Raw genomic sequence first — 24,102 nt, forward strand, 5'->3', positions numbered from 1 at the left:
CACGGGAGGGCGGGGGCTACTCGTCGTCCAGGGCGTAGCTGAGGTAGCGGTCGGCGGAGCGGCGCACCGCGTCCTTGCCGCCGGTGTAGACGATCTTCTTCCACCAGGCGCCGTAGACGCGGTCGAAGTCGTAGGGCTCCAGCAGGCGCAGCGCGCGGCGGACGGTGCGGGGGCGCTCCGGGATGTAGTTCGGGTAGGAGTACATGAAGCTCACCCAGTCCCGGTCGTTGACGACCTGGAGGATGTCGCCGGAGAACAGGGCGCGGGCGTCGCGCCAGTGCAGCACCTGGCCGCCGTCGAAGTGGACGCCGGCGTTGATGAGCGTCATGCCGTCCGCCAGCTCGTGGGTGTCGCCCTCCCAGAAGACGACCGCGTCGTCCGGGCGGGCCACCCACCGGCGGTCGGCCTCGTGGATGTAGACCGGGGCGTCGAACGCGTGCGCCCACTCGATCATGGTGCCGTAGTAGTGCGGGTGGCTGATCGCGATCGCCGAGACGCCGCCGAGCGCGTTCACCCGGCGGACCAGGTCGTCGTCCAGGTAGGTGATCATGTCCCAGAGGACGTTGCCGGACGGGGCGCGCAGCAGCAGGGCGCGCTGGCCGATGGCGAAGGACGGCTCGGTGCCGATCCCGACGATGCCCGGCCCCTCCTCGGCGATCCGCGCCCGGTGGTTCTCGCGGAGTTCGGTGAGGGTCGTCCACCGCTGGCCGTCCCAGCCGACGTACTGGCGCTCGTCCTCGCAGATGGGGCAGTCGGGCCGCGGGCCGCCGTACTGGGCGCCGCAGGTCGCGCAGATCGGAAGGTCCATGATCACCACTCTGGCACGGGACGGGCGGGTGCGACAGGATGGAGCGTCGTTTCCGGCCGAGGAGGGGTCATGGACTGGCGGGACGTGATCGGGGAGCTGGACGCGGGCACCGAGCGCATCATCGGGACCCTGGAAGGGCTCGGCGAGGCCGAGCTGCGCGGCCCGTCGGCCCTGCCGGGGTGGAGCCGGGGCCATGTCGCCACCCATATCGCCCGCAACGCCGACTCCCTGTGGAACCTGCTCGAATGGGCGCGGACGGGCGTGGAGATCCCGCAGTACCCGAGCCTGGACAAGCGCAACGCCGACCTCGACGCGGGCGCCGGGCGCAGCGGCGCCGAACTGGTCGCGGACGTCCGCGCCACCGCCGAGCGCTTCGCCGGGCAGGCCCGGAGCCTGCCCGAGGACGTCTGGGACGCTCCGGTGAAGGCGATGCAGGGCTGGGCGCATCCGGCCTGGTACGCGGTGTACCGCCGGTGGAACGAGGTGGAGGCCCACCACGCCGACCTCGCCGCCGGGTACGGCGCCGCCGACTGGCCCGAGTCCTACGTCCGGTGGGCGTCGGCCGCCACGCTGGCGGACATGGCGGCCCTGCCGGACGGGCTCCGCGGCGGGCTGGCCGGGTACCGGATCACCGCGACCGACTCTGGGGAGTCCGCCGCCCTCGGCTGGACGGCGGGCGGGCCGGAGGCGTCCGGCTCGGGGCGGGCGCTGCTCGGCTGGCTGTCCGGCCGCACCGGCGGCGCGGGCGTGCACGTCCGCCCGGACGGCCCGCTGCCGGCGCCGCCGCCCTGGCCGCACCCGCCGGCGGGGTTCTAGCGTCAGTCGCGGCCGGCGAGGCGGCGCAGGGCGCCGGCGGAGCGCACGACGATCGCGTTGCGCGCGACGGTCAGGCCGCCGCGCAGCGGCTCGGCGGCGAGGATCTGCGCGACCTTGCGGCGGCCCATCCCGGCCCAGCGGCCGAGGTCCTGCTGGGTGATCGGGATCTGCACGTGCACGCCCTCCTCCGGCGCGCCGTCCGGCCGCTCCTGCTTGACCGGGGTGCCGAACCGCGCGGCCAGGCGCAGCAGCCGGCTCGCGAGGCGGCGCTCGGGGTCGTCGGGGAAGTGGGCGACGCGCAGGTCGTTGGAGTCGCGCAGCCGCTCGGCGAGGACGGCGGCGACGGCCCAGACGGCGCCGGGGTGGGCGTCCAGGACGGCGCGGAACCGGGCGGCGGGCAGCACGAGCGCCTCCACCCGGGTCATCGCCTCGACGTTGGCGTGCCGGATGCCGCCGTCGGCCGCCTCCACCTCGCCGACCAGGTCGCCGGGCCCGAGGACGTCGAGGATCGCGGTCTCGCCGTCCCGGTCCACCCAGATCTTCACGGCGCCCGCGCGCAGCACGAAGACCTGGGACGCGCGGGTGTGCTCGCGCATCAGGAACGCGCCCGGCCTGATCACGACCGGTGCTCCGGCGGCGCGCAGCGCCTCCTGGGTGCGCGGGCTCAGCGCGTCCCAGAACGGGCTCTCCACCTCTCGCCTCCTCACCGCCGGGGCCGCGACCCGCACACGTGTCCTCGTCCACGGGACTCCTCGTCCAGTGAACGCGCCACCCCGCCGCCGAACCAGGTCGTTCGTCACGTGTCGAGTGATCTTTCCGATTCAAGCAGGTTGTCGAGGGCGCGGACGCGCCGGGCGCAGTCCGCCGCGGCGGCCCGGTCGCCGAGCGCGCGGTGCGAGTCGCCGAGCAGCTCCAGCGCCGCGCGGAGCCCGCGCCGGTCGTCCATGTCGCGGCGGACGACGATCTCCGCGCCGACGTGCTCGACCGCGCGGGCGTGCTTGCCGAGCAGCTGCGACGCGCGGGCCATCGTGTGCAGCGCGTGCGCCTGCTCGCGGGCGGCGCCCAGCCCGGCGGCGAGGTCCAGGGCGCGCCGCCCGGTCTCCAGGGCGTCGTCGGCGCGGCCGAGGTCGAGGTGGATGGCGGCGAGGTGGACCAGGCCGGTGGCCTCGCTGTGCCGGTCGCCGACCTCGCCGAGGAAGCGCAGCGCCTCCAGCTCCTCGGCGAGGGCCTCCGCCGGGCGCCCGGCGCGGCGCAGCACGGCGGCGAGGGTGTCCAGGCCGACGCCGAGGCCGTACCAGTCGCCGCCCGACCTGCGCAGGTGCAGCGCCTGCCGGGCCGCGTGCTCGGCCTCCACCGGCAGGCCGAGCCAGGAGTAGGTGCGGGCGAGGCTGCCGAGGGTGCCGGCCATGCCGCTGCGCGCGCCGAGCCGGTGCCACAGGTCGAGGGCCTCCAGGCCGAGGACGAGCGCCTCCTGGGGGCGGCCGAGGCGGCGCATCACGACCGACAGGTGCTCCAGGTCGTGGGCCTCGCCGTGCTGGTCGCCGATCTCGCGGCGGATGTCCAGCGCGCGCAGCAGGTGCTCGCGCGCCTCCCGGTACCGCCCGAGCCGCCAGTGGACGATCCCGATCTGCGCGAGCGCCTCGGACTCGCCGTGCCGGTCGCTGGTGTCGCGGTGCAGCCGCAGCGCCTCCCCGCAGTAGGTGAACGCCTCGGCGAACTTGCTGGCCTCGCACATCAGCATCCCGAGCGTGTTCAGCGCGCGCGCCTCCCCGTGGCGTCCGCCCAGGGCGCGGTAGGTGCGCAGGGCCTGCTCGGCGTCCTGCTGGGCCATGTCGCGCAGGCCGAGGGCGGCGTTCATGCGCGCCAGCTCCGTCAGCGCCTGCGCGGCGCCGTGCATGTCCGCGAGCTCCTGCCGGATGGACAGCGCCTCCAGCGCGTGCGTCACGGCCTCGTGGACGTTGCCCTGGCGGCGGTGGACGCCGGCCACGGTGATCAGGGTCTCGGCCACGCCCGCCTGGTCGTCGATCCGGCGCCGGACGGCGAGCGCGCGGTCGGCGTGCACCAGCGCCGTCTCGTAGTCGCCGACGCCCAGGTGGGCGCGGGCGAGCGTGCTGCGGCTCTTGGCCACTCCCCCGTCGTCGCGGAGCCGCTCGTGGATCTCCAGTGAGCGGCGCGCGTGGTCGATCGCCGTCAGGTAGCGGCCGAGGACGACGTGGACGTCGGCGAGCGTGGCCAGCGTGACGGCCTCCCCGTACGGGTCGGGCGGGTCGACGGCCCGGAACCCGCGGCGCGCGTCCTCGCCGTAGCCGATGGCCTCGACGGAGCCGCCCAGCTCGAAGTGCGCGACCGCGAGGTTGTGCAGCATGACGGCCGCCGCCGCCCAGTCCTCCTCGGTGCGGGCGGCGTGCAGGCCCGCCTGCTGGACGGCGATGTTGTCCTCGCTGTAGCGGCGGAACTCCTGGAAGTCGAACAGCGCGTCGGCCAGTTCCCAGCAGGTGCGGTGCAAGCCGAGCCGGGCGGCCTGGTGGACGGCGGCGACCAGGTTGCGCCGCTCGGCCTCGAACCAGGCGAGCGCCTCCGCGCGCTCGGCGGCCGACGGGCGGGCCCGCGCCTCGCCCCGGTGCGCGGTGGGGCGGGGCCGCCCCGGCAGCGCCGCGCCGGCCGCGCGGGCGTCGGCGAGGTAGCCGGCCAGCAGCCGCCGCTGCGCCGCCTGCCGCTCGCCGTCGGAGTCCTCGCCGAGGCCGCGCTCGCGGGCGAAGTCGCGCAGCAGGTCGTGCATCCGGTACCGGCCGGGGCCGACGTCCTGCACGAGGTAGGCCTGCCGGAGGCCCTCCAGGCACTCGCGGGCCGCGTCGGCCGTGCGGTCCTGGAGGGCGGCGAGGGCGGCGGGCGTGAAGTCGGGGCCCGCGAGGAGCCCGAGGCGGCGGAACGCCTCCCGCTGGTCGCGGCGCAGGCTGCGGTAGGCGACGTCGAACGTCGGGTCGACGGCGGCGCTCAGGCCCGGTCCCGGCGTCCCGGGCGGGGCGCCGGCGGGGGCGTCCCGGGCGGCCAGCTCCCGGACGGTCCCGGCGATCGACTCGCCGGGGTTCTCGGCGAGCCGGCCGGCGATGACGCCGAGCGCCAGCGGCAGGTGCCCGCACTCGCGGGCGAGCCGCTCGACGGCCCGGTGCTCGTCCCGGACGCGGGCGTCGCGCGGCCCGAGGACGTTGGCGATGAGGTCCACCGCCTCCTGCGTGGCCATCTCCCGCAGCTCCAGCGTCCGGATGTCGGCGCCCTCCAGCAGCGCGGGCAGCCGCCGCCGGCTGGTGACCACCACCAGCCCGGAGACGACCGCCGCCAGCAGCGGCCTGACCTGCTCGGGCTGGACGGCGTTGTCGAGGATCAGCAGCATCCGGCGGCCGCCGAGCAGCGACCGGCACTGCGCCGCCAGCTCGTCCTCGGTGCGGGGCAGCTGGTCGCCGGGGACGCCGGCGGCGCGCAGCACCTGCCCCATCGCCTCCGCCGGGGTGACGGGGCTGCGGGTCGTGCCGCGCAGGTCGGCGAACAGGGCGCCGTCGGGGAACCGGTCGGCGACGCGGTGCGCCCAGTGCAGCGCCAGCGTCGTCTTGCCGACCCCCGCCATGCCCTGGACGACGACCGCGCGCGGCCACACCGACTGGCCGACGAGCAGGTCGAGCTTGCTGAGGCTCACCGCCCGGCCGGCGAAGAAGGCGTTGTCGGCGGGGAGCCGCGCCGCGGTCGGGCGGCCGCCCGGCGGCTCCAGCCGCACCGGCTCGCGCGCCGCGATGGCGGTGTCCCCGGTGTCCCCCGCGGGCTCGGCGGGACGGGCCGGCGCGGCGCCGGCGGCGGGCCACTCGTCCCCCCAGGGGCTGGCGGCGCGCCGCAGCCGCTCGACGTCGAGCACGGTCAGCGGCCGGGGGCGGGCGTGCAGGATGCCCTTGGCCCGCCAGGACCGGAACCACCGCACGAGCGTCTCGCGGGAGATCCCCGCCCAGTTCGCCAGCTCGGCCTGGCTGAGCTTGAGCGGGATCCGCGTCCCGTCGCCGGGGCCGGGCTCGCCGAACCGGTGCGCCAGCTCCAGCAGGTGGTAGGCGAGGCGCTGCGGGTGGTCGGCGGCGCGGACCGCGTGGCGGCGGCCGCCGAAGGTGACGCTCTCGGAGATCGCGTGCATCATCGCCTCGGCGACCCGCGGGTTGGCCGCCAGCAGGCTGCGGAAGGTGGCGCGGTCCACGCGCAGCGCCGCGACGTGGTCGAGCGCGGCGACGCTGCCGCGCTGCGGGTGCCCCCACGGGCCGAGGACGCCGACCAGGTCCCCGGCCCCGAACAGGTCGATGATCGACTCGTCGCCGTCGCTGGAGTCGACGAACTCCTTGGCGACCGCGTTGCTGGCCGCGCGCGGCGACGCCTTGAACACCACGTACACGGCGGGGGCCACCGACCCCTGGTGGCACAGCATCCCGCCGGGCGGGATGTCGGTGCGGCGGCCCATGGCGCGCAGGGCCTGCCGGTCGGCGGGGGCGAGCCGGTCCCAGAAGCTGCCCGGCCGGACGTCCGGCACGTGGTCGATCTGCCCGAGGTCGGTCAATCCGGTCACCCGCCCGCCATCGCCGCCGCCAGCGTCCAGAACAGGAACAGCACGGAGGTGGCCACCGCCCACGCGACGGCCTGCCAGGACAGCTCGCCGCAGCGGTGCGCGGCGGCCAGCAGCCGGCGCAGCTCCGCGTCGCGGACCCGGTCCTCCAGCACGGCCGCGGACCCGAACGGCGTCCACGGCACGCCCGGGTCGACGGGTGAGCCGGTGCGGGCGCGGACCTCGCCGAGCACCGCCAGCAGCGTGCGGCGGGACCGGGCGGCGTACCCGGCGGAGACCGCGAACGCGCCGGCGAGCACCGGCAGCAGCGCCAGCGCGGGCAGGCCGGGCAGGCCGGCCGCGAGCCGGGACGCGGTCCCGGCGAGCACGAGGGCGAGGAACACCGCGGCGACGGCGGAGTCCCTGCCGCTGAGCCGGACCAGCTCGCAGGCGTGCCCGAGGAGCTCCTCGGGCTTCTCCCTGTCCGGTCCGGGACGGAACGCGGTCACCAACGCCTTCACCGTCCTCACGCGTCGAACCTGATCTTCCAGTTCCCATGGTGCGGTGGCAAGCGGGAGATTTCCGTCCGCGGGCGCACGGTTCGGCTGCGTCTGGCGACTCATTCCGTCGGCGGGCCCGGCGCGCGCGCCGCCGCGCGATGAGGGAAGATGGTCGCCATGACCTACACCGGGAACGTCGAGACCGGCGGGCGCCCCGACGTCCGGGAGCTGCCCGGGCTGTCGGTGACGAAGGTGAGCGTCGGCCCCTACGACAACAACGCCTACATCCTGCGCTGCACGGCGACGGGCGAGCGGCTGCTGATCGACGCGGCGAACGAGGCGTCCCGGCTGCTGGAGCTGGTCGGCGACGGCCCCCTCACCCGCGTCGTCACCACCCACCGCCACCAGGACCACTGGATGGCGCTGAGCGAGGTGGTGCGCGCCACCGGCGCCCCGGTCGCCGCGCACCCCCGCGACGCCGACGCGCTTCCCGAACCGGTCGCCGAGCCGGTCGAGCACGGCGACGCGATCGGCTTCGGGCGGGTGTCCCTCGACGTCGTCCACCTGCGCGGCCACACGCCGGGGTCGATCGCGCTGCTGTACGACGCGGGCGGCGAGCTGGCCGACCGCCCGCACCTGTTCACCGGCGACAGCCTCTTCCCGGGCGGCGTCGGCAACACCTGGGGCGACCCGACGCGGTTCAAGCAGCTGCTGGCGGACGTCGAGGAGCGCGTCTTCGACCGGCTCCCCGACGCCACCTGGTTCTATCCCGGCCACGGCAAGGACTCCACGCTCGGCCGCGAGCGGCCCTCCCTCCCGGAGTGGCGCGCCCGGGGATGGTGACGTCCGGCCCGGAACAAGCGGTGGGGGGTGTTCGTTGGCCCCTTCACCACCGGGCCGAGACCAGGAGACGACCATCCACGAACGCCACGAGGTGGATCCGGGGCCGGCGCTGCGCTACCCGGCGGGCTCCCTCGTGCTCGTCGCCGGCCTGCCGGGGGCCGGCAAGAGCACCCTGCTCGACCGGATCTACGGGCTGCGCGGCGACGAGACGGCGCCGGTGCCCGCCGGCGGCGCGCTGGTGATCGACTCGCGGCAGTCCCGCAACTGGTGGGCGCGGTTCCTGCGCCCCCTGCCCGTGCGGCTGCGCACCCCGCTCGTCCACGCGACGCACGTGTGGCGCATCGGACGCGCCGTCCTCGCCGGGCACGGCGTCGTCGCGCACACCCGCGGCACCTGGCCGCACATCCTGTACCTGTTCGCCTGGCTGGCGCGGCGGCGCGGCGGCCGGCTGCACCTGATCCTCATCGACGTCGCCCCGGAGACAGCCCGCGCGGGCCAGTTCGCCCGGGGCCGGGTGGTCACGTCCGCGACGTTCAACCGGCACTGCCGCCGCTGGGGGCCGATCGTCGACCGCGCCCGCGGCGGCGACCCCCCGCCGCCCGCCGCCGGCGTCACCGTCCTCGACCGCACCGCCGCCGACAAGCTGCAGGCCATCCACTTCACCTGAGGGCGGCCCGCGTCCGCCCAGACGCGCGTCGCGCGCAGACGATCTTGGTCTTCATGCCCGCGGTGGTGTTCCGCCGAGCAGAAGCGTGCGGGCGGTCGGGTGGGGAGGCGGATAGGGTCGGGGAAGATCGAGAGGACGGAGGCGGCAGGGATGGCGCAGCAGGTACGCGGGGTCGTGGCACCGGGCAAGGGGCAGCCGGTGCGGATCGAGACGATCAACGTCCCGGACCCGGGGCCCGGGGAGGCGGTCGTCCAGGTGCAGGCGTGCGGGGTGTGCCACACCGACCTGCACTACCGCGAGGGCGGGATCAACGACGACTTCCCGTTCCTGCTCGGGCACGAGGCCGCCGGGATCGTCGAGTCGGTCGGCGACGGGGTCACCGAGGTGGCGCCGGGCGACTTCGTGGTGCTGAACTGGCGGGCGGTGTGCGGTCAGTGCCGGGCGTGCCTGCGGGGGCGGCCCTGGTACTGCTTCAACACCCACAACGCCGCCCAGAAGATGACCCTTGAGGACGGCACCGAGCTGTCGCCCGCGCTCGGGATCGGCGCGTTCGCCGACAAGACGCTGGTGGCGGCCGGGCAGTGCACGAAGGTCGACGCGGCGGCCAAGCCGGAGGTGGCGGGGCTGCTCGGCTGCGGCGTGATGGCCGGGCTCGGCGCGGCGATCAACACCGGGCAGGTGGGGCGCGGCGACACGGTCGCGGTCATCGGCTGCGGCGGCGTCGGCGCGGCGGCCGTGCTCGGCGCCCGGCTGGCCGGCGCCGCGAAGATCATCGCGGTGGACCTGGACGAGCGGAAGCTGGCGACCGCGTCCGGGCTCGGCGCCACGCACACCGTCAACGCCGCGGACGCGGATGTCGTCGAGGCGGTGCGGGAGCTGACCGGCGGGTTCGGCGCGGACGTCGTCGTCGAGGCGGTCGGCCGCCCGGAGACCTACGAGCAGGCGTTCTACGCGCGCGACCTCGCCGGCACCGTGGTGCTGGTCGGGGTGCCGACGCCGGAGATGAAGCTGGAGCTCCCGCTGCTGGACGTGTTCGGGCGCGGCGGCTCGCTGAAGTCGTCCTGGTACGGCGACTGCCTGCCCTCCCGCGACTTCCCGATGCTCATCGACCTCTACCTCCAGGGCCGCCTGGACCTCGACGCGTTCGTCTCCGAGACGATCGGGCTCGGCGACGTGGAGGCGGCGTTCGAGAAGATGCACCACGGCGACGTGCTGCGCTCGGTGGTGCTGCTCTGATGGCTCCGGACTCACCGCGCGCCCGCATCGACCACGTCGTCACGTCCGGCACGTTCTCCCTGGACGGCGGGACGTGGGAGGTCGACAACAACGTCTGGATCGTCGGCGACGACAGCGAGGCGGTCGTCATCGACGCCGCGCACGACGCCGAGGCGATCGCGGCGGCCGTCGGCGGCCGCCGGCTGGTGGCGATCGTGTCCACGCACGGGCACGACGACCACATCGACGCGGCCCCCGCGCTGAAGGCCGCCACGGGCGCGCCGATCCTGCTGCACCCGGACGACCTGATGCTGTGGAAGCGGAAGCACCCCGGCGAGGACCCCGACGGCGAACTCGCCGACGGGCAGGTCATCGCGGTGGCGGGCACGGAGCTGACCGTCCTGCACACCCCCGGGCACAGTCCCGGCGCGGTCTGCCTGCACGCCCCCGACCTGGGCACGGTGTTCTCCGGCGACACGCTGTTCAGCGGCGGGCCGGGCGCGACCGGCCGGTCGTTCTCCGACTTCCCGACGATCATCACCTCGATCCGGGAGCGGCTGCTGACGCTGCCGGCGGAGACGACGGTCCGCACCGGGCACGGAGATTCCACCACGATCGGCGCGGAGGCCCCGCATCTGGACGAGTGGATAGCCCGCGGGCACTGACCGGGATAAGGTCCCCGGTGGTGGGCGGGCGTCCCGAGCCGGGAGGGTGCGATGCGGCGCGCGGTACCGGCGGCGCTGATGCTGTGCGGCGCGCTGGCGGGATGCGGCCAGGACGCCGAGGGGGCGGCGGGCTACGTCCCGCCGCCCGCCGCACCCGCTCCGGCCACCCCCGCTCCGGCCACCTCCGCCCCGACCGCGCCCGCTCCGAGCACGTCCGCTCCGAGCACGCCCGCTCCGGCGTCGCCGCTCGGGCGGCCCGGCGGGTGGCGCGTCACCACCTACTACACGGCGCTTGAGAGCCTCTACCGCGGCGAGCGCAAGGCCGTCCGGGGCTGCACGCGGTTCCACTGCTCGCACGGCAAGGAGCCGCTCGGGTCCTACCCGGAGGACTTCCTGAAGGTCGTCCAGATGGAGGGCAGCGGCCGCATCACCGCCGGGCCGCAGCGGGGCCGGTACCTGAACTGGTCGCACAGCGTCGGGTTCTGGCTGGACGACACCACGCGCGACTCGCGGGGCCGTCCGCTGAAGGCGTGGGCGTCGGCGGCGGCCGACAGGTCGGTGCTGGCGCGGGGGCAGCGGTTCGCGATCACCGGCTGCGGCGAGGACGCGCACGGCCGCCCGATCGAGGGCCCGGTGTGCGCGGCGTTCCGCAACGCCCGCTGGACGGTCACCGACCTGTTCCGCCCCGGCTACGGCGGCGAGAACCACGCCGACGTCTACATCGGCGAGGAGAAGGACACGCGGCTGTCGGAGTCGCCGTACTACACGACGCTGAACCGCGCCACCCTCAGCCCCTCCTAGCCGGAGCCCCTCCTAGCCGGTGACGCGCTCAGGCTGGCGGGGCGATGCGAGCCGCGTGGCCTGCGTCCGCCCCCGCAGCGTGACCTCGCCGCCGATGAGCCAGTGCTCCTTCTCCTCCGCATCGGCCTGGTCGACGAGCGAGCCCGCCGCGAGGACGCGCTCGTCGGTGCCCTTGGCCATGTCGGTGAGGCGGGCCGCCTCGTTGACCGGGTCGCCGATCACCGTGTACTCGAAGCGCTCCTCGGCGCCGATGTGCCCGGCGACGGCCTCCCCCGCCGAGACGCCGATGGCCGCCGCGAGGTCGGGGACGTCTGCGCGCAGCCGGGCGGCCAGTTCCCGGGACGCGGCCAGCGCGCGGCCGGGGGCGCCCTCCAGCGGCAGCGGCGCCCCGAAGATCGCGAGCGCGGCGTCCCCCTCGAACTTGTTGATCCAGCCGCCGTGCGCGCCGATGACCTCGACGACCACGGCGAAGAACGCGTTCAGCAGCCGGACGACCTCGGCGGGCGGCCGGTCGGCGGCGAGCCGGGTGGACCCGATCAGGTCCACGAAGATCACCGCGACCTCGCGCAGCTCGCCGCCGAGGTCGATGCCGCGCTCGACGGCGACGCGCGCGACGTCCGCGCCGACCTGCCGGCCGAACAGGTCCTGGAGCCGCTCGTGCTCGCGCAGCCCGGCGGCCATGTGGTTGAACCCGGCCTGCAGCAGCCCGACCTCGCTGGCGTCGTAGACGGGGACCTCGACGTCCAGGTCGCCGCGCTGCACGCGGGCGAGGCCGGCCCGCACCGACTCGACCGGGTCGGCGATGGCGCGGGCGGCGGTGTAGGTGACGCCGAGCCCGACGAGCAGCGCGATGCCGCCGAGCGCGAGCACCGCGACCGCGAAGTCCCGCACGGTGATCTTCGCGATGAGGAAGCTGCCGATGGCGAGGGTGATCAGCCCGAGGATCGGGACGGCGGTGCCGAGCGCCCAGGCCAGCACCGAGCGGGCGACGACGCCGGGCAGCCCGGTGCGGCTCGGCACCTCGCTGCGCAGCGCGGTGGTCACCGCGCGGCGCAGCAGCCGCTCGGTGAGCAGGTAGACGATCGTGCAGGTGGTGAGGCCGCCGAGCAGGCTCGTCAGGCCGAGCTTGACGGCCAGGAGGCCGGAGAACGGGGCGTTGATGACGACCCAGCCGACCGTCCCGATACCCCATAGCGTGAGGTGCAGGGCCATCAGCCGCAGCGGCCCGTACAGCAGCAGCGCGCGCTCGTGCCGGTCGGGCTCGCCGTGCCGCTCGACGAGGCGGCGCACGCGGCGGAAGAACCGCTCGCCGAGCAGCAGGCCGACGGGCACGGCCGCGGCGACGTAGGCGGTGAAGACGCTCAGGTTGATCAGCCGGAGCCGCTCGGAGACGTGCCCGACGGGGTCGGGGACGACGACCGTGAACGCGAGCACGACGAGCGCGCCGCCGAGGTTGGCGAGGCCGGTGGCGATCGTGACGAGGACGCGGGCGCGGCGGGCGATCCGGGTGCGCGAGTCGCCGGGGGCGCCGTCGATGAACCGCCACAGGGGACCGAAGATGATCCGCCTGGGCCGGGGCGCAGGCGTCGCCTTCTCGGTCTCCATGGGCGTGCAGATTATCCGGTCATAACTCGCATATCCCCGTCCGGAGCGCGCGATCTCGGCGAGGGATTGCTCACTCAGGTGCGGATCGGGTCGAGCATCCGGTGCGGCGAGCGCAGGACCAGGCTGACCGGATCGGTGCGGCGCCGGAGGCCGGGGCCGGCGTGGATCTCCAGCTCCTCGGGCCGGACCGGCCGCCCGCAGGCGGCGCACATCCCGTCCGGCCCGATCCGGGTGCCGCAGCCGGCGTGCAGGAAGACCCGGCACGCCTCGGCGGACAGGTGGTCCTCGGCCCAGCGGGCGAGCGTGTGGACGACCGGCCACAGCTCCCTGCCCGCCTCGGTGAGGACGTAGTCGTGGTCGTCCTTGGCGAGGACGCCGGCCTCCACGAGCGCCTGGAGGCGCGCCGACAGCACGGCGCGCGGGATGTCGAGGTGGACGAGGAAGTCGCTGAACCGGCGCACGCCGTAGAAGGCGTCCCGGACGATCAGCAGCGTCCAGCGCTCCCCCACGACCTCCAGCGCGCGGGCCAGCGAGCAGTCCTGCGCCGCGTAGTCCTTGCCGAGTGCCATGCGCCCCACATTACCCGCCAGGTAGTTCATTGACCGAACCACGCATGCTACGGTCGCCCCATTCGGTTCGTTGACTGAACTTGATCGGAGACCGCATGACGACCCTGGCCGCACCGCGCGCGGCGCGCCGCGCGTCCGGCCCGCCCGCCGCGCTGGCGCTGCCGGCCGCCGCGACCCTGCTGGCACTGATGAACTACTGCGCGCCGGCGGCGACGCTCGCCGACACCGCCCGCGGCCTGCACGCCGGCGCGACCGCGCAGATCTGGCTGATGAGCTCGATCAGCCTCGGGCTGTCTGCGGCGCTGCTCGCCGCCGGCGGCCTCGCCGACGACCACGGCCGCAAGCGGACGTTCGTCGCCGGCGCGGCGGCGCTCGCCGCCTCCAGCGTGGCGTGCGCGCTCGCCCCGAACGCCCTGGTGTTCGTCGCGGGAAGGATCGCGCAGGGCGCCGCCAGCGCCGCGCTGCTGGTGACCGGGCTCGGCATCATCGGCGCCTCGTTCGGGCAGGGGCCGCGCCGGGCGCGGGCCACCGGCATGTGGGGCGCGATGGTCGGGCTCGGCATCGCGCTCGGCCCGATAGGCGCGGCCGGGCTGACCGTGCTCGGCGGCTGGCGGCTCTGGTACTGGGCGACGGTCGCCGCCTCCGTGCTGCTCGCCGTCGCGGCGGCGCGCGCGCTGGAGGAGTCTCGGGCCGAGCGGCCGCGCGGCGTGGACGTCCCCGGCCTCGCCACCATGAGCCTCGGCATCGCGGCGCTGACCGCCGCGATCACCTGGGGCCGCACCGGCTGGACGGCGCCGGGCGTGCTCGCGCTGCTCGCCGCGGCGGCCGTCCTGCTCGCCGCGTTCGTGCTGGTCGAGGCGCGGCGCCGGGAACCGCTGGTCGACCTGGCGCTGTTCCGGCGGCCCGCGTTCCTGCTGTCGGTGACCGGCGCGCTCGTCACCGGGCTCGCGGTGATCGGCGTCATGACCTACCTGGCGACGATGATGACCCTGGTGATGGGCCTGTCACCGGTCGAAGCGGCGCTCGTCCTCGCGATCTGGTCCGCGCTGTCGTTCGCCGTCGCGCTGCAGGCGCACCGGCTCCCGGCGCGGCTGCCCGTCCGGCGGCTGCTGGCCGGCGGGTTCGCGCTCGCCGCCGTCGGCGAGTTCGCGATGGCCGGCCTCGCCCCGGACGGGCACTGGTGGCGCCTCGCCCCCGGCCTCGCGGTCGCCGGCGTCGCGAGCGGCCTCACCAACGCGATGCTCGCCCGGCTCGCCGTGGAGAGCGTCCCCGCCGACCGGGCCAGCATGGGCGCCGGCGCCAACAACACCGCCCGCTACATCGGGGCGTCGCTGGGCGTGGCGGTCGTCGGGGCCGTCGCGACCGGCTCCGGGCACGACCCGGCCGCGCTGGCGCACGGCACCAACACCGCCATGGTCGTCTCCGCGGTCGCCGCGCTCGCCTACGCCGCCCTCGCCCTGGTCATCCGCGACCGCCGCCCCGCCCCCGGCCCGCTCAGCCCAGTTCCTCGATGAACGCTGCGAGCTGGGTCAGGTTGCGGCACTCGAACATCGGCACCAGCTCGCCGTAGCGGGACGCGGCGGAGTCGCCGGTGTCCCACCGGCCGCGCGGCTCGGGGTTGAGCCAGTACGCGTGCCGGGCCCGGCCGGCCAGCGACTCCAGGACCGGCAGCGACAGCTCCCCGTAGTTGGAGCGCGCGTCGCCGAGGATCAGCAGCGCCGTCTTGGACGTGACGGCGTCGCCGTACCGCTCGTCGAACACCTTGATGGCGTGGCCGTAGTTGGAGCGGCCGGTGATCCAGACGAGGTCGGCCTCGGCGGCGAGCCGGGCCATCGCGTCCACGACGTCGCTGCCCGGCGCGAAGTACTTGGTGATCTCGTCGGTGGTGTCGATGAACGCGAACGCGCGGACCTTGCTGAACTGCTCGCGCAGCGCGAACGTCAGCAGCAGCGTGAAGTGCGCGAACGCCGACACCGAGTCGCTGGCGTCGCACAGCACCACCAGCTCGGGCCGGTGCGGGCGCGGCGGCCGGTGGTGGGTGGTGAGCGGCACTCCCCCGCTGGCCAGGGACGCGCGGACCGTCCGGCGGAAGTCCAGCCGCCCGCGCCTGCCGTGCCGCTGCCGCCGCACCAGCCGGGCCGCCAGCCGGCGGGCCAGCGGCTGCACCTCGCGGCGCAGCGCCGCCATCTCGGCGCGGCTCGCGCCGGCGAAGTCGAGCCGCTCCAGCGGCGGCCGGACGGTGATCCGGGCGGTGCGCTCGACGCCGGTGTCCTCGGCGATGCGGCGGCGCACCTCCGCGCCGACGAGGTCCTGGAACCGGGTGACGCGGTCGCGGAACGTCCGGCGCGCGACCCGCTCGGCCATCCCGCCCCGCTCCTGGCCGCCGAGGACGGCGTTCAGCAGCCGCGCCATCAGCGTGTCCGGCGACAGCGCGTTCAGGACGCCGGAGGAGAACCACGACTCCTGCCCCGGCGTCCGCCCGTACTCGGCGACGGCCGTCCGGGCGAACTGCCGCAGCCCCGCGTCGTCGCCGGACAGCAGCAGCTCCGCCAGCTCGTCCCGGCGCGCCTGCACCAGCGGGTCGAGCGCGGGCGGCACGGGCCGCCCGTCGGCGTTCAGCGTCCGCTCCCGGCGCCGCGGCGGCGCCGCCGCGCCGTCCCCGACCGCCGCCGGGAACCACAGGTCGAAGAGCGTGTCGAACGTCGGGCGGTGCTGGGGCCGCTTGACGACCGTCGCGGCGTAGGCGGCGCGCAGCGACTCCCGGTCGAGCAGGTCGATCGCCTGCATGGCGCGGACCGCGTCCAGGCCCTCGGCGACCGACACCGGCAGCCCGGCCCGGCGCAGCTCCGCGACGAACCCGGTGTGCCGGTCGACGAGCGATGCCATGTCAGCCCCGCAGCCCCAGCTCCGTCGCGGCGCGCCGCTGGTCGGAGACGTGCTTGAGGACGACCCCGAGGGTCCGCGCGACGGCGGCCTCGTCCAGCTCGTCCAGGCCGAGGGCGAGCAGCGTGCGCGCCCAGTCGACGGTCTCGGCGATCGACGGCGCCTTCTTGATCTCCAGGTCGCGCAGCGTCCCGACCGTGCGGACGAGCTGCTCGGCCAGCTCCGCCTCGATCCCCGGCACCTGCGCGAGCACGATGTCGCGCTCCCGCTCGGCCGACGGGTAGTCCAGGTGCAGGTAGAGGCAGCGGCGCTTGAGCGCCTCCGACAGCTCCCGCGCCGCGTTGGAGGTGATGAGCACGAACGGGCGCCGCACCGCGCCGACCGTGCCGAGCTCGGGGATCGTGACCTGGAAGTCCGACAGGACCTCCAGCAGCATGCCCTCCACCTCGACGTCGGCCTTGTCCGCCTCGTCGATCAGCAGGACGGTCGGGCCGGTGCGCCGGATCGCCGCCAGCAGCGGCCGCTCCAGCAGGAACTCCTCGGAGAAGATGTCGTCGTGGGTCTCCTGCCAGGCCCGGTCGGCGGGCGCCGCCTGGATGGCGAGGAGCTGCTTCTTGTAGTTGAACTCGTACAGCGCGCGGGCCTCGTCCAGCCCCTCGTAGCACTGCAGCCGGATCAGCTCCGCGCCGGTCGAGGCCGCGACGACCTTCGCCAGCTCGGTCTTGCCGACCCCGGCGGGGCCCTCGACGAGCAGCGGCTTGCCGAGCGCCTGCGCGAGGTACACGGTGGTGGCGATCGCCTCGTCCGCGAGGTAGCCGGCCTCGGCCAGCCTGCCCTCGACGTCGGCGGGCGAGGAGAACATCGCGTCGGTCATCCCTTGCCCTTCTTCGCGACGGCCTTCTTGTACTTCTGGTTGGTGCCGGCGAAGACGAGCGTGGACTTGTCCTCCAGCGTGACGCCCCAGTAGGACGCCATCCGCGGATCGCCGCCCTGCCAGGAGAACCGGAACTTGCCGTCCCCCTCCGGGATGGCGGCGCCGCTCCACAGCTTCTGCCCGCCCCGCACCCACACTCCGCTGCCGTCCGCCTTGAACTGGAAGTAGTCCTCGGCCGTGCCGACCCAGCGGCCGACGAGCGGCTTGACGTCGGACGGCTTCACCGCCGGCAGCGGCGCCAGCGTCGTGGCCGCCGCGGACGGGCCGTCCTCCGCCGCGTCCTTCTCCCCGCCGCCGCACCCGCCGAGCGCGAGCGCGGCGGCACTGACGGCACAGACGGCGAGAACGCTCCGACGCGTCACGCGGACCTCCGGGTGGTCTGGGGCGAAAGCGGCAGTGTAATGCGGTTGCTACCTGCGGGGTACGGGCCGGTTCGCCCCGCCGGGGGACGCGGCCCCGGCGCCCGGCCGCCTATAACCGGGACATGACGTCCCCACGACTGCCGCGCGAGGACCTCACCGCGGCGATGGCGGCCCGGCGCGAGCTCGGGCCCGACTACGACGAGGCGTTCCTGGAGACGGTCGTCGACCGCATCGAGGAGGCCTTCGACGCGCGCGCCGCCGCCGCGCCGCGGCCCCGGTCCCGTCCGGCACCGGTGCCGCGGCGCGGCGGCGAGCGCGATCACAGCCTGGCCATGGCGGTGCTGTCGCTGCTCGCCGCCATCCCGCTGAGCGCGATCGGCGTCGTCAACGCCGGCCTGGCCGGCCTCGCCCTCGCCATCGCCGGCGTCGTCCTGGTGAACGTCACCTACACCTTCCGTCCGCGCCGGTAGCGGCGCTACCTGCCGGGCTCGGCGTCGCGGGGCAGGCCGAGGATGCGCTCGCCGATGATGTTGAGCTGCACCTCGGTCGTCCCGCCGTAGATGGTCATCGCGCGGCTGAACAGCATGGCGCGCCCCACGATGCCGCTCTCGGCCATCGGGACCTCGGTCGCGGCGGCCGTGCCCTGCGCCGCCCAGCAGTAGTCGGCGACGTCCTGGTTGAACTGGACGCCGAGGAGCTTGCGGACGCTGGCCTCCGCGCCCGGCTCCACGCCGTTCAGCTGCTTGAGCGTGGTGCGCAGGCCGAGCAGGTCGATCGACTGGCCCTGCGCGACGAGCCTGCCGACCTCGGCCGCGGCGACGGCGTCGGGCTCCCGGTTCGCGAAGAACCGCAGCAGCTCGGGCACGCCCATGCCGAGCCCGCCGCCGGTCGACAGCGACACCCGCTCGTTGGACAGGGTGTTGCGCGCGACCTGCCAGCCCCGGTCCACCTCGCCGACGACCTGCTCGTCCGGGACGAACACGCCGTCCAGGAACACCTCGTTGAACAGCGCGTCACCGGTCAGCTCGCGCAGCGGCCGGACGTCGACGCCCGCCGCCTTCATGTCGACGAGGAAGTAGGTGATCCCGTCGTGCTTGGGCGCGTCGACGTCGGTGCGGGCGATGCAGAAGCCCCACTGGGCGTGCTGGGCGAGCGACGTCCAGATCTTCTGCCCGGTGAGTTTCCAGCCGCCCTCGACCCGCTCGGCCTTCATCGACAGCGACGCCAGGTCGGAGCCCGCGCCCGGCTCGGAGAACAGCTGGCACCAGACGATCTTGCCCTGCAGCGTCGGGCGCAGGAAGCGCTCCTTCTGCTCGTCCGACCCGTAGCGGACGAGGGAGGGCACCAGCCACGCGCCGATCCCGAGGTTCGGGGCCTTGACCTTGGCGGCCTTCAGCTCCTGCTGGATGAGGATCTGCTCGACCGGCCCGGCCTCGCGGCCCCAGGGCTTCGGGAAGTGCGGGACGGTCCAGCCCTCGTCGCCCATCCGGGCGGCCAGCGCGTCCTTGTCCTCGATCGCCGCCAGCTCGGCGATCTCGGCGCGGACCCGCTCGCGCAGCGGCTGCGCGTCCTCGTCGAGCTCCAGCACGACCTCGCGGCGGCCGCCGCCCAGCGCCAGCTCCGCGACCTTGGCGGCCCAGCCCTTGGACGGGCCGAGCAGCGCCCGCAGGGTGAGCGCGCGGCGCAGGTAGACGTGCGCGTCGTGCTCCCAGGTGAACCCGATGCCGCCGAGGATCTGGATGGCGTCGCGGGCGGTCTGCACGCCGGCGTCGAGCGCGATCACCGCGGAGACCGCGGCGGCGAACCCGGCTTCCTCGGTGCCCTCGTCCAGCGCGCGGGCGGCGTCCCAGGCGGCGGCGCGGGCCTGCTCCAGCGCGATCAGGCTGCGGGCGGCCTTGTGCTTGACGCCCTGGAACTGCCCGATCGGGCGGCCGAACTGCTCGCGGACCTTGGCGTACTCGGCGGCGGTCTCCACCAGCCACCCGGCGAGGCCGGCCGCCTCCGCGCCGAACAGCGCGGCGGCGAGGTCGGCGACCCGGCCGGCGGTGAGGCCGTCCAGGACGCGGTCGGCGGCGACGGCCACCCCGGACGCCTCGACGGCGGCGACGCGGCGGACCCGGTCCAGGCTCGCGACCGGGGTGACGGCGAGGTCGGCGGCGTCCACCGCGACCCACTGCTCCCCGTCGTCGGCCGCGACCGGCAGCACGACGACGTCGGCGAGCGCGGCGCCGAGCACCGTGCCGGACGTGCCGGACACCACGAGGGAGCCCTTCTCGCTGCGGCCCGTCAGCGCGCCGTCCAGCGCGACCGCGGCCGTCTTGGACCCGTCGGCCAGCGCGGGCAGCAGCTCCGCGCGCAGCTTGGCGTTGCTGGAGGCGTCGATGACGGCGCTGGCGAGGACGGTCGGCAGGAACGGGCCGGGCGCGGCGGCGCGGCCCAGTTCCTCCAGCACGACCGACAGCTCCAGCAGGCCGTAGCCCTGCCCGCCGTGCTCCTCGTCCAGGTGCAGGCCCAGCAGGCCCTGCTCCGCCAGGGCGGGCCAGAAGCCCGGCCTGGTCTCCTCGTCGGCGTCCAGCACGGCCCGGACGGCCGTCGCCGGGATGTTGCGCTCGGCGAAGCCGCGCACCGATTCGGCGAGCGCCTCGTGCTCCTCGGTCAGCCCGATGGCCATGCGTCAACCCTCTCTCAGACCCTTTTGACCGAGATTCTAGAACAGGATTCGGATCAGTGGGGAGAGAGCCGGGTCTCAGCTCTCGCGTGTCGCGGCGGCGTCCCGCTCCGCCTCGCCGGTTTCCGCCGCCACCTCCGGCGCGCCCTCGCCGGCCTTGGCTGCCTTGCCGCCGCCGACCGCGAGGCTCGCCACGGTGGTGGCGGTGAGCGTCCCGGCGATCACCGCGAGGGACAGCCAGATCGGGATCTCCGGTGCCCAGGCGACACCGTACTCGTGCAGCGCGTGGAAGATCAGCTTGACCCCGATGAAGCCGAGGATGAACGCCAGCCCGTGCGCGAGGTAGACCAGCCGGTCGGTGAGCCCGCCGAGCAGGAAGTACAGCTGGACGAGGCCCATCAGCGCGAACGCGTTGGCCGTGAACACCAGGTACGGCTCGGTGGTCAGCCCGAAGATCGCCGGGATCGAGTCGAGCGCGAACAGCACGTCGGTGGAGCCGATCGCGATCATGACGATGGCCATCGGGGTGATCAGCCGCCGGCCGCCCCGCCGGGTGGTGAACCGGGCGCCGTCGTACTCGTCGGAGGTCGGGATGACGCGCTTGGCCCACCGCAGCAGCGCGTTCTCCTTGAACTCGTCCTCGTCGTCGCCGCGCACCAGCCCGATCGCGGTCCAGATGAGGAACGCGCCGAAGAGGAAGAACACCCAGGTGAAGGTGGAGATCGCGGCGGCGCCCACCGCGATGAACAGGCCGCGCAGCAGCAGCGCGATCACGATGCCCGCCATCAGCACGGTGTGCTGGGCCTGCTTCGGCACCGCGAACCGGGCGAGGATCACCATGAAGACGAACAGGTTGTCGACGCTGAGGCTCTTCTCGGTGACGAACCCGCCGAAGTACTCTCCGGCGTACCGGCCGCCGGCGAAGATCCAGACGCCGACGCCGAACGCCACGGCGAGGCCGATGTAGATCGTGGACCAAAACGCGGCCCTGCGGGTGGTGAACTCCCGCGTGTCGTTGCGGTGGATCAGGAACAGGTCGGCGGCGATGACGGCGAGGATGCCTGCGAGGGTGAGGCCCCACACCAGGGGGGACACGGACAACGTGAACACCTCCAGCGGACACGAACGAGCGCTGGAGGTCTCTCCCGCCCTGAAGAGAATGCGGGCCGCGGAACCCGGGCCGGCATGGGCCGACCGTATTGACGAGAACCGCGCGCGGGGATACTCCCCTCCATTTGCCTACTTGAACGCAGGCCGCGGCGGGGCGGTTCCCCGTTCAGCGGTCTTTTTCCGAACCCGTTCCGAACCCTGTCCCCGGTTCGGGCGTCTAACGCCCGGCGGCCAGCTCCCGGTAGACGCCGGCGAGCTGCTCGACGGCGTCGTCCTCGTCCGGCAGCGCCGCGGCGCGCTCGGCGGCGGCCGCGCCGAGCCGCGCCGCGAGCGACGGGTCGTCCAGCACCCGGCTCACCGCGCGCTCCAGCGCCTCCGGGTCGCCCGGCGGCACCAGCAGCGCCGCCCTGCTCTCCGGCCCCTGCAGCAGCGACCCCCCGGCGGGCCGCGGCTCGGCGCCCACCATGCCGGGGATGCCGCCGACCCGCGTCGCGACGAGCGGCCGCCCGGCCCGCAGGATCTCCTGGACGATCAGCGGCTGCCCCTCCCACACGCTCGGCAGCACCGCCACGTCGCACGCCGCCAGCAGCCCGGGCACGTCGGAGCGGTGGCCGAGCAGCCGGACGGGCAGGTCCTCGGCCTCGATCCGGGCGCCCAGCTCCCCGGCCAGCGGGCCGTCCCCGGCGATCGCGACCAGCGGCCGCGGGGTGCGGGCCGCCCAGACCGCGGCGGCGTCCAGCAGCGTGGGCAGGCCCTTCTGCGCGGCGAGCCGCCCCACCGTGAGGATCAGCGGCCGGTCCCCCACGCCGAGCTCGGCCCGCAGGTCGGCGCGCGCGGCCGGGCCCGGCTGCGCCTTCGGCGCCGGGGCGGGCACGAGCGCGTGCCCCACCGACCGGGCGCCGAGCGAGCGCATCCGCTCCTCCAGGTCGGGCGAGACGCCGAGGACGCGGGCGGCGCCGCGCGCGACGACGCGCTCCAGCGCCCCGTAGACCGCGGCCGTCCGCCCGCCCGCGATGACCGCGTTGTGCAGGGTGACCACCAGCGGCGGGCCGCCCCGGGAGAACCGCAGCGGGCCCGGCGCGACCCGCGCTCCCGCCGCCACCGCGAGCGCCCCCGCCCGCAGCCCGTGCGCGTGCACGACGTCGGCGCCGCGCAGCAGCGACCGCAGCCGCGCCACCGCCCTCGCGTCGTGCACCGGGCGCGGCCGGTCGGCGAGGTCGACCTCGGCGAACCGGGCCCCGGCGGCACCGAACCCGAACTGCTCCTCGGTCGCCGCGGGCCCGCACACCAGCACCCGGGCGCCGCGGCCGGCGATGCCCGCCGCCACCGACCGGACGTGCCGCCCGACGCCGCCCGCGCTCGTGCCGAGGACGAGCGCGACGCGCAGGCCCTCCAGGTCCCGGCCGTCAGCCATGGCGTGTCACCTTCCGGGTGAGGACGGCGCGCAGGTCGCGGCCGTCGATCATGAATGCGAGGGCCAGGAACACCGCGCCCGCGACCAGCGCGGCGAGGGCCCCCGTCCCGACGTTGCGCAGCTCGCCGGCCGCGCCGGTGCCGCCGGGGCCGAGCAGCGCCGCGACCGCGCAGCCGGCGGCGCCGCCCGCCGCGCCGCCCAGCACCCCGGCCGCGAGCGCGCGCGGCAGGCCGCGGGCGGCCGCCGCGCCCCGCGCGCGCACGAGCGTGCCGAGCAGCAGCACACCGGCGACGGTCATCCCCAGGGCGTTGCCGGCGCCGAACGCGGCGACGACCCACTGCCGCTCGACCGTCAGCACCAGCGCGACGTCGGCGATCATCACGACCCCCCAGCCGGTCGCGACCGCGGCGGCGCCCATCCGCCCCCGGTGGCACGCGTACAGGACGCGGCCGAGATGCGCGACGAGCCCGTAGCCGAGCAGGCCGGGCGCGAACGCGAGCACCGCCCGCGACAGCACCTCCTGCTGGTCGGGATGGCCGGGGTTGAACACCGCCGCGATCGGGACGGCGACGGCGGCGAGCGCGGCGGCGCCCGCGCACGACACCAGGATCACCGCGCGGGTGGTGGACGCGGTCACCGCGTCGAACCGGTCCTGCTCCCCCGCGCTCATCCGCGCCGACAGCATCGGGAACGCGCTGGTCGCGATCGGCACCGCGAGGATCGCCCAGGGCAGCAGGTAGACCGCCCACGCGTACTGGTAGTTGGCGAGCGCGCCGTTCGTCCCCCGGGAGCTGAGCCGCACCACCAGCAGCGCCGACAGCTGCTGCGCCGCGACCGTCGCGAGGCCCGCGACCGCGAGCCGCCGCACCCGCGGCGCCACCCCGTCCGGGAAGCGCAGCGTCGGCCGCAGCCGCAGCTTCAGCCGCCACACCGCGACCCCCGCGGTCGCCGCCATCGCGACGCCGCCGAGCGCCGTCCCGACCGACAGCGTCAGCATCGCGTCCGTCGGCAGCCCGGCGAGGTCGTTCTCGAAGCCGCGGCCGAGCGGCGCGTAGGCGAGGTACGCGCCGATCACCACCAGGCTCGACATGAGCGGCGCCAGCGCGGGCGCGGCGAACCGGCGGTGCGACTGCAGCAGCCCGTACAGGACGACCGCCATCCCGTACATCACCATCTGCGCCGACATGATCGCGAGCATGGTGGAGCCGGTGTCCACGATCTCGTCGGGCGAGCAGCCCTGCAGGTCGTCGCCGACCAGCGCCCGCATGATCGGGCGGGCGCCGAGCGCCATCAGCGCCGACAACGGCACCATCAGCACGACGATCCAGGTGAGCAGCGCCGACCCGATCCGGCGGACCTGCTCGCGGTCGCCGCGCTCGGCGGGCCCGGCGAGCACCGGCACGACCATGCCGGCGAGCGCACCGCCCGCGACGATCTCGTAGACGATGCCGGGGAACTGCGTCGAGGTGAAGTACGCCTGGCTCAGGCAGGACGTGGTGACGGTCTGGGAGAAGGCGTAGGTGCGGCCGAACCCGGCGAGCCGCGCCAGCACCGTGAGGACGGCGATGACGACGGCCGCGCCCGCGAGGCCGCCGGCGAACCGGCGCACGCTCGGGGACCGCCGGGCCGGCGGGGACGTTTCGGGAGGGGTCACGCGCGTGGACGTTCTCCG

21 protein-coding genes are annotated in these 24,102 nt (G+C 75.4%); 8 read left to right on the plus strand and 13 right to left on the minus strand.

The window, feature by feature from the left end; genetic code table 11:
- Positions 1–16 precede the first annotated feature (16 nt).
- Positions 17–808: an MBL fold metallo-hydrolase gene (locus HUT06_RS23685; protein WP_176197738.1), complete on the minus strand. Its 792-nt coding sequence runs from the start codon at positions 806–808 to the stop codon at positions 17–19.
- A 69-nt stretch (positions 809–877) separates the two neighbouring features.
- Between HUT06_RS23685 and HUT06_RS23690 the strand changes: the two genes are divergently transcribed.
- Entirely contained in the window at positions 878–1,624 is a 747-nt protein-coding gene (locus HUT06_RS23690) for a maleylpyruvate isomerase family mycothiol-dependent enzyme (protein WP_176197739.1), read from the plus strand.
- A 2-nt stretch (positions 1,625–1,626) separates the two neighbouring features.
- Here HUT06_RS23690 and HUT06_RS23695 read toward each other — a convergent pair whose 3' ends face one another.
- The 3 genes from HUT06_RS23695 to HUT06_RS23705 form a co-directional block, all read right to left on the minus strand.
- Entirely contained in the window at positions 1,627–2,316 is a 690-nt protein-coding gene (locus tag HUT06_RS23695) for a Crp/Fnr family transcriptional regulator (RefSeq protein WP_176197740.1), read from the minus strand.
- A 104-nt stretch (positions 2,317–2,420) separates the two neighbouring features.
- The gene (locus tag HUT06_RS23700) at positions 2,421–6,218 is read right to left on the minus strand and encodes a tetratricopeptide repeat protein (protein WP_176197741.1); all 3,798 of its coding nucleotides are present in this window, start codon (positions 6,216–6,218) and stop codon (positions 2,421–2,423) included.
- Positions 6,215–6,724 (minus strand): hypothetical protein, encoded by a 510-nt coding sequence (locus tag HUT06_RS23705; protein WP_176197742.1) that lies wholly within the window; start codon positions 6,722–6,724, stop codon positions 6,215–6,217. Before HUT06_RS23705 ends, HUT06_RS23700 begins: the two co-directional genes overlap by 4 nt.
- 147 nt (positions 6,725–6,871) lie before the next feature.
- Here HUT06_RS23705 and HUT06_RS23710 point away from each other — a divergent pair, with 147 nt between their 5' ends.
- The 5 genes from HUT06_RS23710 to HUT06_RS23730 all read left to right on the plus strand — a co-directional run bounded on the left by HUT06_RS23710 (position 6,872) and on the right by HUT06_RS23730 (position 10,885).
- Positions 6,872–7,537 (plus strand): MBL fold metallo-hydrolase, encoded by a 666-nt coding sequence (locus HUT06_RS23710; protein WP_176197743.1) that lies wholly within the window; start codon positions 6,872–6,874, stop codon positions 7,535–7,537.
- Positions 7,538–7,571: 34 nt separating this feature from the next.
- Entirely contained in the window at positions 7,572–8,204 is a 633-nt protein-coding gene (locus HUT06_RS23715; RefSeq protein WP_254715350.1) for an ATP-binding protein, read from the plus strand.
- A 150-nt stretch (positions 8,205–8,354) separates the two neighbouring features.
- Complete coding sequence (locus HUT06_RS23720; RefSeq protein WP_176197744.1) at positions 8,355–9,440, plus strand: S-(hydroxymethyl)mycothiol dehydrogenase; 1,086 nt, start codon at positions 8,355–8,357, stop codon at positions 9,438–9,440.
- Positions 9,440–10,084, plus strand: a complete 645-nt coding sequence (locus tag HUT06_RS23725; protein ID WP_176197745.1) for an MBL fold metallo-hydrolase — start codon at positions 9,440–9,442, stop codon at positions 10,082–10,084. Before HUT06_RS23720 ends, HUT06_RS23725 begins: the two co-directional genes overlap by 1 nt.
- A 51-nt stretch (positions 10,085–10,135) precedes the next feature.
- Complete coding sequence (locus HUT06_RS23730) at positions 10,136–10,885, plus strand: hypothetical protein (protein ID WP_176197746.1); 750 nt, start codon at positions 10,136–10,138, stop codon at positions 10,883–10,885.
- A gap of 12 nt (positions 10,886–10,897) precedes the next feature.
- On the opposite strand, the gene HUT06_RS23735 is transcribed toward HUT06_RS23730, so the two are convergent.
- Both HUT06_RS23735 and HUT06_RS23740 read right to left on the minus strand, forming a co-directional pair.
- A complete protein-coding gene (locus HUT06_RS23735; RefSeq protein ID WP_176197747.1) occupies positions 10,898–12,490 on the minus strand; it encodes an adenylate/guanylate cyclase domain-containing protein in 1,593 nt (530 codons plus the stop codon).
- Between the two features lie 74 nt (positions 12,491–12,564).
- On the minus strand, positions 12,565–13,059 hold the full coding sequence (locus HUT06_RS23740; protein WP_176197748.1) for a helix-turn-helix domain-containing protein: 495 nt from the start codon (positions 13,057–13,059) through the stop codon (positions 12,565–12,567).
- A gap of 95 nt (positions 13,060–13,154) precedes the next feature.
- Here HUT06_RS23740 and HUT06_RS23745 point away from each other — a divergent pair, with 95 nt between their 5' ends.
- Positions 13,155–14,573, plus strand: coding sequence for an MFS transporter (locus tag HUT06_RS23745; RefSeq protein ID WP_176197749.1), 1,419 nt, complete (start codon positions 13,155–13,157; stop codon positions 14,571–14,573).
- Here HUT06_RS23745 and HUT06_RS23750 read toward each other — a convergent pair.
- The 3 genes from HUT06_RS23750 to HUT06_RS23760 are packed head-to-tail and all read right to left on the minus strand — an operon-like array spanning position 14,554 to position 17,238.
- Positions 14,554–15,945 (minus strand): VWA domain-containing protein, encoded by a 1,392-nt coding sequence (locus tag HUT06_RS23750; RefSeq protein ID WP_176197750.1) that lies wholly within the window; start codon positions 15,943–15,945, stop codon positions 14,554–14,556. The genes HUT06_RS23745 and HUT06_RS23750 overlap by 20 nt on opposite strands.
- A gap of 1 nt (position 15,946) precedes the next feature.
- Positions 15,947–16,816, minus strand: a complete 870-nt coding sequence (locus HUT06_RS23755; RefSeq protein WP_176197751.1) for a MoxR family ATPase — start codon at positions 16,814–16,816, stop codon at positions 15,947–15,949.
- Positions 16,813–17,238: a hypothetical protein gene (locus HUT06_RS23760; RefSeq protein ID WP_176197752.1), complete on the minus strand. Its 426-nt coding sequence runs from the start codon at positions 17,236–17,238 to the stop codon at positions 16,813–16,815. The genes HUT06_RS23755 and HUT06_RS23760 overlap by 4 nt, the downstream gene beginning before the upstream one ends.
- 122 nt (positions 17,239–17,360) lie before the next feature.
- On the opposite strand from HUT06_RS23760, the gene HUT06_RS23765 reads away from it, so the two are divergent.
- Positions 17,361–17,708: a hypothetical protein gene (locus tag HUT06_RS23765; protein WP_176197753.1), complete on the plus strand. Its 348-nt coding sequence runs from the start codon at positions 17,361–17,363 to the stop codon at positions 17,706–17,708.
- Between the two features lie 5 nt (positions 17,709–17,713).
- Here the strand turns inward: HUT06_RS23765 and HUT06_RS23770 are convergent, their stop codons facing one another.
- From HUT06_RS23770 to murJ, 4 genes are all read right to left on the minus strand, one after another.
- Positions 17,714–19,909, minus strand: a complete 2,196-nt coding sequence (locus HUT06_RS23770; protein ID WP_176197754.1) for an acyl-CoA dehydrogenase — start codon at positions 19,907–19,909, stop codon at positions 17,714–17,716.
- A gap of 75 nt (positions 19,910–19,984) precedes the next feature.
- Positions 19,985–21,001, minus strand: a complete 1,017-nt coding sequence (locus HUT06_RS23775) for a TerC family protein (protein WP_368407036.1) — start codon at positions 20,999–21,001, stop codon at positions 19,985–19,987.
- A gap of 232 nt (positions 21,002–21,233) precedes the next feature.
- Complete coding sequence (locus HUT06_RS23780) at positions 21,234–22,430, minus strand: glycosyltransferase family 4 protein (protein ID WP_176197756.1); 1,197 nt, start codon at positions 22,428–22,430, stop codon at positions 21,234–21,236.
- Complete coding sequence (gene murJ, locus HUT06_RS23785; protein WP_254715351.1) at positions 22,423–24,084, minus strand: murein biosynthesis integral membrane protein MurJ; 1,662 nt, start codon at positions 24,082–24,084, stop codon at positions 22,423–22,425. The genes HUT06_RS23780 and murJ overlap by 8 nt, the downstream gene beginning before the upstream one ends.
- Between the last annotated feature and the right edge of the window lie 18 nt (positions 24,085–24,102).

The organism is Actinomadura sp. NAK00032 (genome assembly GCF_013364275.1).
Lineage (GTDB): Bacteria > Actinomycetota > Actinomycetes > Streptosporangiales > Streptosporangiaceae > Spirillospora.

Excerpts from the sequence above, each read along its gene's own strand:
- HUT06_RS23725 (WP_176197745.1), top strand. The coding sequence starts at position 9,440 with ATGGCTCCGGACTCACCGCGCGCCCGCATCGACCACGTCGTCACGTCC.
- HUT06_RS23710 (WP_176197743.1), top strand. The coding sequence starts at position 6,872 with ATGACCTACACCGGGAACGTCGAGACCGGCGGGCGCCCCGACGTCCGG.
- HUT06_RS23745 (WP_176197749.1), top strand. The coding sequence starts at position 13,155 with ATGACGACCCTGGCCGCACCGCGCGCGGCGCGCCGCGCGTCCGGCCCG.
- HUT06_RS23735 (WP_176197747.1), bottom strand. The coding sequence starts at position 12,490 with ATGGAGACCGAGAAGGCGACGCCTGCGCCCCGGCCCAGGCGGATCATC.
- HUT06_RS23685 (WP_176197738.1), bottom strand. The coding sequence starts at position 808 with ATGGACCTTCCGATCTGCGCGACCTGCGGCGCCCAGTACGGCGGCCCG.
- HUT06_RS23750 (WP_176197750.1), bottom strand. The coding sequence starts at position 15,945 with ATGGCATCGCTCGTCGACCGGCACACCGGGTTCGTCGCGGAGCTGCGC.
- HUT06_RS23755 (WP_176197751.1), bottom strand. The coding sequence starts at position 16,816 with ATGACCGACGCGATGTTCTCCTCGCCCGCCGACGTCGAGGGCAGGCTG.
- HUT06_RS23770 (WP_176197754.1), bottom strand. The coding sequence starts at position 19,909 with ATGGCCATCGGGCTGACCGAGGAGCACGAGGCGCTCGCCGAATCGGTG.
- HUT06_RS23720 (WP_176197744.1), top strand. The coding sequence starts at position 8,355 with ATGGCGCAGCAGGTACGCGGGGTCGTGGCACCGGGCAAGGGGCAGCCG.
- HUT06_RS23690 (WP_176197739.1), top strand. The coding sequence starts at position 878 with ATGGACTGGCGGGACGTGATCGGGGAGCTGGACGCGGGCACCGAGCGC.
- HUT06_RS23780 (WP_176197756.1), bottom strand. The coding sequence starts at position 22,430 with ATGGCTGACGGCCGGGACCTGGAGGGCCTGCGCGTCGCGCTCGTCCTC.
- HUT06_RS23740 (WP_176197748.1), bottom strand. The coding sequence starts at position 13,059 with ATGGCACTCGGCAAGGACTACGCGGCGCAGGACTGCTCGCTGGCCCGC.
- HUT06_RS23730 (WP_176197746.1), top strand. The coding sequence starts at position 10,136 with ATGCGGCGCGCGGTACCGGCGGCGCTGATGCTGTGCGGCGCGCTGGCG.
- HUT06_RS23765 (WP_176197753.1), top strand. The coding sequence starts at position 17,361 with ATGACGTCCCCACGACTGCCGCGCGAGGACCTCACCGCGGCGATGGCG.